The 12,329-nt window shown below is 56.3% G+C and carries 10 protein-coding genes; 2 read left to right on the top strand and 8 right to left on the bottom strand.

Annotation, left to right across the window (positions count from 1 at the left end):
• Positions 1 to 76: 76 nt before the first annotated feature.
• Together GX839_05395 and rbsK are read right to left on the bottom strand one after the other, a co-directional pair.
• Entirely contained in the window at positions 77 to 883 is an 807-nt protein-coding gene (locus GX839_05395) for a hypothetical protein (protein ID NLB04895.1), read from the bottom strand.
• Positions 880 to 1,851, bottom strand: coding sequence for a ribokinase (rbsK, locus tag GX839_05390; GenBank protein NLB04894.1), 972 nt, complete (start codon positions 1,849 to 1,851; stop codon positions 880 to 882). The genes GX839_05395 and rbsK overlap by 4 nt, the downstream gene beginning before the upstream one ends.
• Before the next feature lie 148 nt (positions 1,852 to 1,999).
• Between rbsK and GX839_05385 the strand changes: the two genes are divergently transcribed.
• Positions 2,000 to 3,823 (top strand): Na/Pi cotransporter family protein, encoded by a 1,824-nt coding sequence (locus GX839_05385; protein ID NLB04893.1) that lies wholly within the window; start codon positions 2,000 to 2,002, stop codon positions 3,821 to 3,823.
• Positions 3,824 to 3,835: 12 nt separating this feature from the next.
• Here GX839_05385 and GX839_05380 read toward each other — a convergent pair whose 3' ends face one another.
• From GX839_05380 to GX839_05370, 3 genes are all read right to left on the bottom strand, one after another.
• Complete coding sequence (locus GX839_05380; GenBank protein ID NLB04892.1) at positions 3,836 to 4,153, bottom strand: hypothetical protein; 318 nt, start codon at positions 4,151 to 4,153, stop codon at positions 3,836 to 3,838.
• A 44-nt stretch (positions 4,154 to 4,197) separates the two neighbouring features.
• Positions 4,198 to 6,255, bottom strand: coding sequence for a sodium-translocating pyrophosphatase (locus GX839_05375; GenBank protein NLB04891.1), 2,058 nt, complete (start codon positions 6,253 to 6,255; stop codon positions 4,198 to 4,200).
• Between the two features lie 108 nt (positions 6,256 to 6,363).
• A complete protein-coding gene (locus GX839_05370; protein ID NLB04890.1) occupies positions 6,364 to 6,918 on the bottom strand; it encodes a hypothetical protein in 555 nt (184 codons plus the stop codon).
• A gap of 255 nt (positions 6,919 to 7,173) precedes the next feature.
• Here GX839_05370 and GX839_05365 point away from each other — a divergent pair, with 255 nt between their 5' ends.
• A complete protein-coding gene (locus GX839_05365; GenBank protein ID NLB04889.1) occupies positions 7,174 to 8,133 on the top strand; it encodes a CAP domain-containing protein in 960 nt (319 codons plus the stop codon).
• 59 nt (positions 8,134 to 8,192) lie between these two features.
• Here GX839_05365 and GX839_05360 read toward each other — a convergent pair whose 3' ends face one another.
• From GX839_05360 to xdhA, 3 genes are read right to left on the bottom strand one after another with little or no spacing between them, the layout of a single operon-like run.
• Positions 8,193 to 8,696 carry a (2Fe-2S)-binding protein gene (locus GX839_05360; protein NLB04888.1) on the bottom strand — a complete coding sequence of 168 codons (504 nt, stop codon included), beginning with the start codon at positions 8,694 to 8,696 and terminating at the stop codon, positions 8,193 to 8,195.
• Entirely contained in the window at positions 8,696 to 9,577 is an 882-nt protein-coding gene (xdhB, locus tag GX839_05355) for a xanthine dehydrogenase FAD-binding subunit XdhB (GenBank protein NLB04887.1), read from the bottom strand. Before xdhB ends, GX839_05360 begins: the two co-directional genes overlap by 1 nt.
• A gap of 13 nt (positions 9,578 to 9,590) precedes the next feature.
• A complete protein-coding gene (gene xdhA, locus GX839_05350; protein ID NLB04886.1) occupies positions 9,591 to 12,014 on the bottom strand; it encodes a xanthine dehydrogenase molybdenum-binding subunit XdhA in 2,424 nt (807 codons plus the stop codon).
• Between the last annotated feature and the right edge of the window lie 315 nt (positions 12,015 to 12,329).

Raw genomic sequence — 12,329 nt, 5'->3', positions numbered from 1 at the left:
AACCACTTTGGACTACCCCGGTTGGCTGCAGACGAATAACTCATGGGTCCGCAGCGGATCCTTGCGCCTCATCTGACTAACCGGTATGTTTTCTGAAAGGTTTAACTATCGAAAGAATGAATGTCCTGTAAAGCCCCCTTGCGATGTTCCGGAGGTGAAAAACCCGGGGGAAGTATTGCATCCGGCCCGTCGTGTGAGCCATAAGCAGCATGGCGATCTCGGCCGGCTGGACCCGCGAGGTGTCCCGCATCATGTAGCCTTGGGTATTTGGAGCGGCGGCAAAGAAACGGTACCAGGCAGCATAGGCATCACCCAGGCCGAAGAGATGACCGGCTTCGTGGGCGGCGACCTGCGGCAAACGGCTTGGCGCTGTATTGCTGGTAATCGTGATGTAGCCGGGGTGGGATGGACTCCAATTAAAGCCTATACTCTCGAGCTGGCCGGTCTTAAAGACTCCCCAGATCCGCCGGTGGAGCGGACTTGCCGCATGGGAGGGAAGGATAGCGCTGTGCCTGACGTAGATTCGGGCAGGAGATCTTTTACGGGTGATAAATTGCTTGAAAGTGAGCAGAGCAGGGACAAGCGCACCCTCACCAAACCGCTTGATCTGAACTTCAACGGGCAGGAAATCCGCTCCTTCGAAAGGGTTGGCCGTACCTGCCTGTCTGCAGAAGGCCGCCAGAGCAGCTCCCAGTTGCAAGTCGATGGCATACCGGCCCGACCAGTTGTCACGGATACCGCGCTCGATGACATCGCAGAGCGGCTCTCTCTTTGCCGTCTCTTTTTTCGGCGGTCGGCAGGCCCGCCGGTTGTAGGTGAAAAGGCAGTCGATGAGCAGACCGTCTTTCGAACAGGAAAGAATAATCGGTCTTCTTTGGTTCATAGGCGGTGTTCTTCAAACCACGTCTCGAAGCGGTCGATTTCCTCCCGCCAGGGGATCGAAGGCTGTGCCCCCCGGCGCGTGACTGATATGGTAGCGGCCCGGGTGGCCCGGTCAATGGCAGGCGCCAGTTCCATGACTGTGAAGGCCGTGCGCGAACAGGTTTTTCCCCTTGCCTCCAGCATGACATCGATTTCCGCGGCCAAGGTGCCGTTGAAGCAGTCGCCTGCCGCGGTGGAATCAACCATTTTAACCGGGTAGGCGGGCAGGTGCATGTCACTTTTGTCGTCCATGGCAAGGGAGCCCTCTTCCCCCAGTGTGACGACAATGGCGGGGAGCCCGCGGTTGAGCAAAACCCTGGCTGCGTTGCGCCAGCCACGGGGCCCGCCCAGGGTAATTCCTGACAGAAGGCCCAGTTCATTTTCATTGGGGGTCAGCAGGTCGATGGAAGGGTAAAAATCCGCTGGCAGCGGCAAGGCAGGTGCAGGATTGACCATGCAAAAAACATTTTCCTCCCGGGCGATTGTGACAGCCCTCGCAACGGCTTCAAGCGGAATTTCAAGCTGGAGAAGCAGAACATTGGATTGGGCGATCAGGGAGCGGATTGCTTCCACATGGGAAGCCGTCCAGGCACCGTTGGCCCCCGGGACGACCACGATGCGGTTATGACCCCGGCTGTCGACCGTGATGGCCGCTGTTCCCGTCGGAACACCGGCGATTCTTTCAATCGCAGAGGTATCGATGGGATCCCGAGCCAGAGAACGGACCAGGGCTTCACCGAAGCTGTCGTCTCCGATTCTTCCTGCCAGGACGGTTTTTGCGCCGCTCCTTGCAGCCGCGACTGCCTGATTGGCTCCTTTGCCGCCCGGAAACTGGGAAAAACTGCTGCCTTGAACTGTTTCACCCTCTTGGGGGGCCCGGTCGGCCGTGACAACAAGATCCATATTCAAACTGCCGATAATGGTCACCATGGGTGCAGTTCCTTCCTGTCAAAGCTCTTGTCCAGTATAGCATCAGGGAGATTTCGGGCTGGTGCGGGGGATCTTTACGCAGGGCCCGTGTTTTTGAGTATAATGACGAAGGTTGGGTTTTTTGGGAATTAGTACCCGCCGGGTGATCATGGATATCTTTGCAGTCGTAGCTCTTTTCGGGGGAGTGGCTCTCTTCCTTTACGGAATGAAGGAGATGAGCGACAGCCTGATGCTGGTATCGGGCTCCCGCCTCAAAGTCATGCTGGAACGCATGACATCAAATCCGGTGAAGGCAGTCCTCCTTGGAACGGGGGTCACTGCCGTCATCCAGTCATCGGCGGCCACGACAGTTATGGTGGTGGGTCTGGTCAATGCGGGCTTGCTGCCTTTGTCACAGACAGTAGGTCTGATCATGGGTGCCAACATAGGGACGACCGTGACAGCCTGGATACTGAGTCTGGGTGCCATCAGCACTGCCAATTCCTATGTCAGAATTCTGAATCCCTCCTTTTTTGTTCCCCTTATCGCTCTTTTTGCCGTCATGGCGGTCATGTTTTTCAAGGATGAGAAGAAGCGCAACATCGGCAGGATCCTGGTTGGTTTTTCCATACTCATGTTCGGAATGATGACCATGAGCAATGCCCTGATGCCCCTCTCGGAGCATCCTTCATTCCAGCGCATGTTCATTGCCTTTTCCAACCCCTGGATCGGCTTGATCGTCGGCGCGGTTTTGACGGCAGTCATTCAGAGCTCTTCGGCGTCGATCGGGATTCTCCAGGCCTTTTCCCTGACCGGGGCCGTTACCTACGGCGCAGCCGTTCCCATTATTATGGGTCAGAACATCGGCACCTGTGTAACGGCACTGATCAGCAGTATCAACACGTCGAAAAATGCCAAGCGGGCTGCCCTGATCCACCTCTTTTTCAACGTCATGGGAACGGTGGTCTTCATGTCAGCCTTTTATCTGACCGATTACCTGCGTCCCTTCCAGTTTCTCTCACATAATCCCAACCCCGTCGACATCGCCATCCTGAATTCGGCGTACAAGATCGGGGCGACAGCGCTTTTCCTGCCTTTCAGAAATCTGTTGGTCAAATTCGTTACCTGGATTACGCCTGCCAAAGCCGGGGAAGCCTTCGATCCCATCGAGGAAGCCGGTGTCTTCGGAGCCCTTGACAGCCGTTTTCTGGAAACCCCGGGATTTGCCGTCAGCCAAAGCCGTCAGCTGGTCAACCAGATGGCTGCCTTGGTCCACCGGCAATACGCCGTCTGTGTCAACCTGATTGAACGTTTTGACAATCAAAAATACCGCGATGGCCGTGCCATGGAAGATCTGGTCGACCAGTACGAAGACCGGCTTGGAACCTACATGATCCAGATCAGCGCCCGTCAGCTGACCGACCGGGAAAAGCGCGAGCTGACCCTGCTCATGCAGAGCCTGAGTGATTTTGAGCGGATGTCGGATCATGCCTTGAGCCTGGCCTATTCTGCCAGGGAGATGAGCGAGAAACAGATCGTATTCTCTGACGCCGCCATCGATGAGCTGGCTGTCTATACCCTGGCCGTCAACCGCCTGATTGACACCACGGTTCAAGCTTTCGTCAATGATGATCTGGAACTGGCCCTGCATGTTGAACCGCTGGAAGAAGTGATTGATGACCTGACCGATGAGCTGCAGGCCCGCCATATCCAAAGACTGCAGGATGGCCGCTGCACCCTGGAGCTGGGATTTGTCTACATGGATATTTTAACCAGCATGGAGCGGATCGCCGACCACTGTTCCAACATCGCGGTCAGCATGATCGAACTGTCGCGCGACAGCCTGGATCATCATGCCTTCCTGCAGAGTTTCCGTAAAGAGCAGATGTTCTCGCTTATGTTTGAAGAGTACAAGTCAAGCTATCTGCTCCCCGCGCTGCCGCAGTCGGACTACGCGGAGCAGCTCTCGCTCGAGGATTCTATTTCGGACTAGGCGGGGGGACCGTCAGTCCTCGATCTTCTCACCTTCGAAAGTGCCTGTCTTGGACATGGCGGTCAGGGTGCCGCTGATGTGTCTGCCGTCATCGGCCAGCTTGCCTTCGAGCGCGACGGTGACTGAAAAAACGACAAAGCTCATGGACGTCTCAAGCGTGAATCGGTTGCCGTCGATTTTGCCATTGACGATCTCGTAGTCCTTGCCTGACTTCTCATCGTGCATGACACCGTGGAAGGTATTGCCCTCCACCTGGATTTCATTGACGCTGGGCAGATCCCCAAAGGAGGTGTGGGCTGTGATTTTCCATTTTCCTTGTAAAGGGTGCATGATGATTCTTCCTTTCTTTGAAACTGATGGCGGGCCAGGTTCGACTAGCCGAAGAGGGAGAAGGCGGCGAACAAGCCCGCTGCCAGGGATGAAACGAGAGAGACGACGGTGATTTGTGTATTAATGGACGGACCCGCCGTATCCTTGAAGGGATCGCCGACGGTGTCTCCGATGACGGTGGCTTTATGCGCTTCGGAACCCTTGCCGCCATAGTGCCCCGCCTCAATGTATTTTTTGGCATTGTCCCACATGCCGCCGGCGTTGCTCATGAGGAGGGCAAGGAGGACGCCGCTCATAATGTTGCCGGCCAGATAACCGGCGATTGCCGTGACGCCTCCGATAAAGCCGACTGCCAGGGTGGTTCCGATGGCCATGAGGCCAGCCGGCAGAAGTTCTTTAAGGGCGCCGACCGTCGCAATGTCGATGCAGCGGTTGTAGTCGGGTTCAACTCCGGCCTTGCCTTCTTTCAGGCCGGGTGTCTCCTCGAACTGGCGGTGAATCTCCTTGACCATGCGGTCGGCGTTGCGGTTGACACCCATCATCAGCATGGCTGAAAAGACGGCCGGCACCCCGACTCCGACAATCATGCCGAAAAAGACCAGAGGGTCCAGGATGTCAAATCCTGCCAGGAGGTCAGTGCCCAGAAGGTGTGTCAGGGTTTCGCGGTAGGCTGCCAGGAGGGCGATGACCGTCAGGCCTGCCGCCCCGATCGAAAAACCTTTGGTGATGGCCTTGGCTGTGTTGCCGGCCGCGTCCAGTTCATCGGTCACATGGAGAACTTCTTCACCAAGGCCGCTCATCTCACTTAAACCGCGCGCATTGTCAACGATGGGTCCGTAGGCGTCGTTGGCCGTAATCAGCCCGATAATGGACAGCATGCCAACAGCCGACAGCGCAATCCCGAAAACAGCGTAGTCAGGGCCCAGGGGTTCACAAATCTTGTAAGCGGCAAGTGCGGCGCCCCCGATGCCAATCAGGGAGGGAAAGCTGGACAAAAGGCCGTTGCTGAAGCCGGAGAGAATGGTGAAAGCGGGACCTTGCTGGGAAATGCGGGCCACGGCCTTGACGCGCCTGCCCTCATCCGAGGTGAAGAATTCAGAAGAGAAACCGATGACTGTGCCGGCCAGAAGGCCGACCATGGCAGCCCCCCACAGGCGGATTTCAAAGTTGAAAAACAAGCTGCAAAGCAGGGTGAGGATGAAAAAGAGGCCGGTGGTAAAGTAGGTGCCGCGGTTGAGCGCCCGGCCGGGGCTTCCCTTTTCCTTGACATTGGAAACAAAGACGCCCGCCATGGAAGCCAAAAGGCCCATGGCGGAGGTCATGAAGATAAAGGGAATCTGGTCGAGGTCGAGAGCCAGGATCAGTGCGGCGGCGATGGCGGCCACATTGGAATCGAAAAGATCGGCTCCCATGCCGGCCACATCGCCGACATTGTCGCCGACATTGTCGGCGATAACGGCAGGATTTCTCGGGTCATCCTCCGGGATGCCCAGTTCTACCTTCCCCGTCAGGTCGGCGGCGATATCGGCTGTTTTGGTAAAAATGCCGCCTCCAGCCTTGGCGAAAAGTGCCAGGGAGCTGGCCCCGAAGCTGAAAGCCAGAAGGAAGTTGGGGTTGTTGGGAAAAACCAGATAGACAAGGGAAGAACCCAGCAGGCAGCTCCCCACAATGGCCAGGCCCATGACAGCGCCGCCTCGAAAGCCGGCCCGGTAGGCTTGGGTCAAACCGCGCTCTGCGGCGGAGGCCGTCTTCACGTTGGCCACGGTGGCCACCCGCATGCCGACATAGCCTGCCATGCCCGAGAAAACGGCGCCGAAAATATAGCAAAGTCCCATGGCCAGGTTGTTGATAAGCGAATTTGCCTGCCAGATGGGCGGGATGAAGAGGATAATCAGGGCCGCGGTTACCAGGACGAAGCGGCTCAATACCCGATTTTCCGTCCTGAGAAAAGCCATGGCTCCGTTCCGGATCAGATTTCCGAAGCGGTCAATTTCCTCATTGGCGCTCGGCAATTTTCTGATGGAACGATAAAAAGAGTACCCGATTGCGAAAGCGCCAAGGGAAATCGCCATGGCAAGGATTGGCCAGAAAGCCCAGTTCATAAGTAACCTCCGTCCGGTTAACCCGGATGTTTCATCTTAACACGAAGCCTTCCCTAAAAAAGAGGATGCGGCGCACCCTCCTTATATAACCTTCAATATGAGAAGCCTCTAATCAAAGACGCGAATATGTTCAGGATGCTGCTGGTGCGGCTCTTTGGTCCTTGCGCCATGGCCAAGGGCAATCGCAATGCAAAAGCGCTCTTCTTCTTCCATGCGGAGAAGCGCCCGGCAGTTTTGTGGATCATCTGCCCTGAATGCCAGACGGGGCATTCCGAGGATGACGCTCGAAAGGCCCATGGACTGGGCGGCAAGCGCCAGAGTCTGGACGGCGATTCCGGCATCGATGTCAACCCAGGGCGTGTCCCTGGCACTGATGACGACGGCAAGCGGAGCTCCGTAAAAAAAACTGTCAGACTGCCTGCCCGCCATGATGGCCTTCATTTCGGGATCGCAGAAATGGAAAATACGTTGATCCATGGCCGCGATGATTGACTGATCAGTAATAAAAGAGTAGCGGAGCTGCTGGCGATCGCGAGCTGTGGGCGCAGCCAGGGCCGCCTTTTTTAATTCTTCCGTTTCTGCCGGGGACAACGGCTGATCTGTGTAGGCGCGGATGCTGCTGCGCTCCTGGATGAGCCTCAAGGTATTATTTGGTCTGGTCATAAATTATTCTCCTTTGGTTGATTATAATACGGAAAACAGCAGGATCAAGGGATCAAAAATGAAGGCCGGATATTCGAATTTTTGAGAATTTTGTATAAATAACCTGCAAATCTGATGAAATATCTCCAAAAATTCTGAAAATATACTGAAATACCTATTGACATACTAATAATTAGTTAGTACTATTATCGTACGAATTGGCTGACCTAAGCAAATCATAAGAACTACCAAGATAGTTCTTCAGGAAGACGGAAGATGAAGAAACCCATCCTAATCGCAGTGCTGGTTCTCTTGCTAGCCAACCTGGTCAATCAGACGGTCGGGGTTGCTGCACGGGGAGTGGCCAAACAGCCGTCCGATGACTGGGGGATGCACCTGGCGGTCAGCCGGCGAATGACGGAGCGTAAGACGGGTGCGGGGCCATACCTCAACAAGTTTGATTTGAAACACCTGGAACCTGCCAGTGGATCAGGCATTTCAAATGAATTGGACTCGGAAAAAAAGAGATTAACCAGGCAGACAAGTCCCGCAGAGACAAAAGCAGCAGGTGGGGAGCCTGCCCGTCCGGCTGAGGAAAGCACGGCCACGGCTCCAACACTGCCATCGAGAAGGGAAGAGACCAAAAAGACAACAACCACGACGGCTGCAAAGAGCCAGCCTGCTGCGACGACACCGAAGGAGACGACGGCTGTTTCTGCCCAGCCCACTACAACGACGACAAGTGCGCCGCCCACAACGACGACAAGCGTCCAGCCCACGACGACGACAAGTGTTCAACCCGCGACGACCGAGCCAACAACTACCGCGGCAACTGCGCTGAAGGGTTATTATTGCGCCGACTTTGAGTCTGAAGTCGTCCGGCTGGTCAATATTGAGCGGGAGGCAAACGGAGCGGGCCCGGTGACCATGAATCAATCGCTTCGCTCTTCAGCCGCGGTCAGGGCCCTTGAAATCGTCGACAAGTTTTCTCACGAACGGCCCGACGGCACACGTTGGGTCACCGCCATCAGAATCAAGTACGCCTGTGCAGGCGAAAACCTGGCGGCAGGCCAGCGGACGCCGGCCAATGTTGTCAATGCCTGGATGAACTCGGAAGGGCATCGTAAGAACCTCCTCAATCCTAAGTACACAGAAATCGGGGTCGCCTGTTACCACGATCCCGATTCTGTCTACAAATACTATTGGACACAGATCTACGCAGGGTACGGTAACTAACCAAAAACGGGCCCGAAGGGAGCCCGTTTTTGGTTGCCGTATTTTCGAACGGAAGCGGGCTACGTGCCCGCTTCCGTTTCTTTCAGCCGCTTGTCCATGGTTTTTTCGACAGCGTTGATGATGTTCTGGTAGCCGGTGCAGCGGCACATGTTGCCGGCCAGGCCCCGGCGGATTTCTTCGCGCGTGTAATGCTTGCCCTGGCGCAGCAGGTGCTCTGCCGACATGATGAATCCGGGGGTGCAAAAGCCACACTGGATGGCTGCTTCGTCAATGAAAGCTTGCTGAATATCGGAAATTTCACCGTTCTCATCCATCAGGCCTTCCAGGGTCTGCACCTCTTTGCCATCGATCCAGGCGGCCAGGAAGATGCATGAATCGTAGGGCTTGCCATCGATAAGAACCGTGCAGGCCCCGCATTCACCAGCCTCACATCCCTTTTTGACCGAGGTCATGCCAAAATCAACACGGAGCATGTCGGCCAGGGATTCGCGTACATCGACTGAAGCACTGACATTCTTTCCGTTCAAAACGAAAGTGATTTGTTTGTACTGAACACTGCTCATTACACCTTACCTCCTGCACGCCGGATCGATTCGACAAGGCAGCGGCGCGCCAGTTCTCCCTGAATATGCAGGCGGAACTCTCTGGTCGCGCGCCAGCTGGTTCTCGGATTGACGTCTTCGAGAGCCCCTGCCGCAAACGCTTCGATGGTGTCCACCGAAACCGCTTTACCCTTGACAGCCTGCTCAGCCGTTCGCGTCCTCAGGGGGACAGGGCCCGCGACGCCGTAACTGATCCGGGCGTCTTCAATGGTCTTCTTGTCATCACTCAGCTTAACGTTGACGGAGCAGCCACTTGTCGCGATGTCCATGGCGTCCCGCATGGCGTACTTGAAGTAGGCGCCGTGATAGCCCTTGTAATGCTCGGGGCGGATCAGGATGGCGGTCGCGATTTCATCGGGGGCCAGGTCCACCTTTTTGACACCGAGATAAAACTCGGTCAGGGGGACCAGCCTGATACCCTGGCTGCCGGTCAATTCCATGATGGCGTCATGGGCCAGAAGGGTGGAGGCGGTATCCGCCGAGGTGACACCATTGCATGTGTTGCCCCCGATGGTTCCGATATTGCGGATTTGCGGGCCTCCAACAGTGCCGGCTGCCTCGCCCAGAACCGGGATGCACTCCCTGATAAGAGGATCTTCTGCCAGGTCTGAAAAACTTGTCAGCGAGCCGATTCGGAGGGTGCCGTCGTCGTCGGCCGACACCCCGCGCAGCTGATCAAGCCCGTAAAGGCTGATCAGGTCGCAGCCGGCCAGTTCACCGGACCGGATACTGATCAGAATGTCGGATCCTCCGCTGATGACCTTGGCTTTCGGCTGCTCGACGCGCAACTGAACCGCGTGTTCGACTGAAGTCGCTTCGTAAAGGTGGTTAATATCGTACATATACTCTCCTCATTTACTCTTTGCCGCGCGGCTGCAATTCGGGACTCTTCGTCTCGACGGGAGTCGCCGTTTCGGCTTCGTCGGTGACATGGATGACCGTATCCTTCAGTTCCTCGTAGGCTTTGCGCCGCATCTGGCGCTCCTCTTCCGTTCCCAGAAGGCCTGCCGCAGAGAAATCTTTGAACAACTGGTGAGGTGACATGGGGATGGAGTTGACCGCGACACCCGTTGCCTGCAAGACGGCATTGCGGATGGCCGGGGCGGGTGAGCAGGCCGGAGGCTCGCCCAGCGCTTTGGTTCCAAAGGGGCTGGTCGGTTCGGCATTCTCTATAAATCCCGCCCTCAGATCGGGGTGATCCATGGTGGTCGGCAGCTTGTAGTCAAGCAGGTTGTCATTGAGGACCCGGCCGGTCTTGTCATCCACCAGAAGATTCTCAAAAAGCCCGTAACCGATGCCCATACTCATGCCGCCATGTACCTGGCCCTCTGCCAGGGCCGGGTTGATCAGCCGTCCGCAGTCATGCACGTTGACGATATCCAGCAGCTTGACCTTGCAAAGGGGAATATCCACTTCGACTTCGGCGATGGACACGCCAAAGGAGTAGGCGTTGCTGTTGACCGAATAGGTGCTCTCAGCAGAAACGGCGTCGCTCAGCTTGAAGTCATAGAGAATGTCGGTGACCAGATCCCCCAGCGACATCAGCGTCCTGCCATCGGTCTTGCGGACAATATTGCCGTCGACCAGATCCAGGATGTCAGGCGGCATCCGGGTCAGTGAATGGGCGTGGTTGAGAATCTTTTCACGCAGAATCTGACCGGTCTGGGCGATGGCAAAGCTGCTGACATAGGTCTGGCGCGAGCCGTAAGCCCCCGAACCGTAGGGCGTGACATCAGTGTCCTGGTTGGTGAAGACATGGACGTTTTCAACCGGGATCCCCGTGGCCTCGGAGGCCATCTGGGCAAAGACGGTATCAAAGCCCTGGCCGATTTCCGTTTCCCCCGTCATGACGTTCAGTGAGCCATCCTGGTTCAGGATCATGCGGCAGGTGGACGTTTCGATACTGATCGGCCAGACCGCCGTGTTGTACCAGAAAAGGGCCATGCCGATGCCCCGGCGGACGGGTCCGGTCTGGTTCTTGTAAAGCTCGCGCTTGCGGTCGTAGTCCATCATTTCGCGGGCCTTGTCCATGGTCTGCCTCAGGCTGTCATGGTAAAGCTCGTTTTTCGAAAAATTGTCATAGTAACCGACGGGCATGCAGTTCTTGCTGCGGAACTCGTAAGGATCCAGTTTGAGCTGATTGACGATGTCGTCGGTGTGGCTTTCCAGCTGGAACATGGCCTGGGGGATGCCGTAGGCGCGCATGGCGCCGGCAGCCGGCTTGTTGGTGTACATGGTCCAGCCGTCTGCGACAAAATTGTCGACCGGGTAAAGCTGCGGGTAGGCGCCCATTCCCTTTTGGAGCACACCGTGCCCGTGGGAGGCGTAAGCACCGTTGTCTGAGAAAAGTTCAGCCTTTCTGGCCACGATGGTTCCGTCAGGCCGCAGCCAGGAGATGATGTGGGCGTGGATGGCGTGCCGGACCCGGTTGCTGAAAAAAGTCTCCTCGCGGGTTGTATCAAATTTGACCGGATGCCCGCCCACCTGGGTGGTCATCCAGGCCACCAGGGGCTCGTAAAGGGCGTCCTGTTTGTTGCCGAAACCCCCGCCGATGTAAGGCTTGATGATCCGGATCTTGCCCCAGGGCATGCCCAGGGCCTGACCCACGATCCGCCGGATCAGGTGGGGGATCTGGGTTGAAGAAACAACGGTGATCCGGCCGCCCTGTTCCATGTAGGCATAGGCCACATGGTTTTCGATATGGGCGTGCTGAACCGTTGGCGTGTGGTACCAGCCCTCGACCTTGACCAGGCCGGGCTCCTTAATGGCTTCCTCGTAATCTCCGATGGTGATGCGACTGTGTCCAAGCACATTGTCAGGCCGCTCCTCGTGGAGGATTGGAGCGCCCTCTTTTTTGGCTTCGAGAGGATCGAGGACGAAGGGGTATTCTTCGTATTCAACTTTGATGGCTCGTATAGCACGGTCCGCCGCGACATAGTCCCTGGCGATGACCACGGCAACCTCGTCGCCATAATAACGGACGTGCTCGTGAAGGATCTTGCGGTCTGCGATGTCCTGTTTGGACGGATCGGTTGTCCACGGGTGCCCTGCCGGAGACCACAAATAATCGGGGGCATCGAAACAGGTGAGAATCTTGACGACACCATCAATTTTCTCAGCTTCAGCTGTGTCGATTTTCAGCACCCGGCCATGCGCAATGGTCGAATGGAGAATCCGCGATACATAAGCGTTCTTGGGACAGAGATCATCCGTGTATTTCGCGCGGCCGGTCGCCTTGTCGTAAGCATCGACGCGCTTCGTACTTTTCCCAACTTCCATAGGTAACTCCCTCTAATGATGATTGACGGAATGAGCGATTTCCGTTTCAGCCTTTAGGAAATTATAGCACAAGGGCCGGAATGGAAAGGCCCGGCAAGAGGGGGGCGGGGAGGGCAGGAAGGCGGGGCCGGATGGATCGTGATATAGTAAATCAGCAGCAGTAAAAAAGGAGGCAGGCCATGGAAAACCGCCCCGAGTTTTACAGTTATGAGAGAGGAAAGCCCTGCGGACCTTCGTAGTCGCAGGGCTTTCGGGGGTTTTAGGGGATGCAGATAGTTGTTGTGCTATAGCTCCAGCGCGATGGATGAGAGGATC

The sequence above is a fragment of the Fastidiosipila sp. genome (assembly GCA_012511175.1).
In the GTDB taxonomy this organism is placed as follows: Bacteria; Bacillota; Clostridia; order Saccharofermentanales; family DTU023; genus UBA4923.
This window is presented reverse-complemented; position numbering and strand designations above follow the sequence as displayed.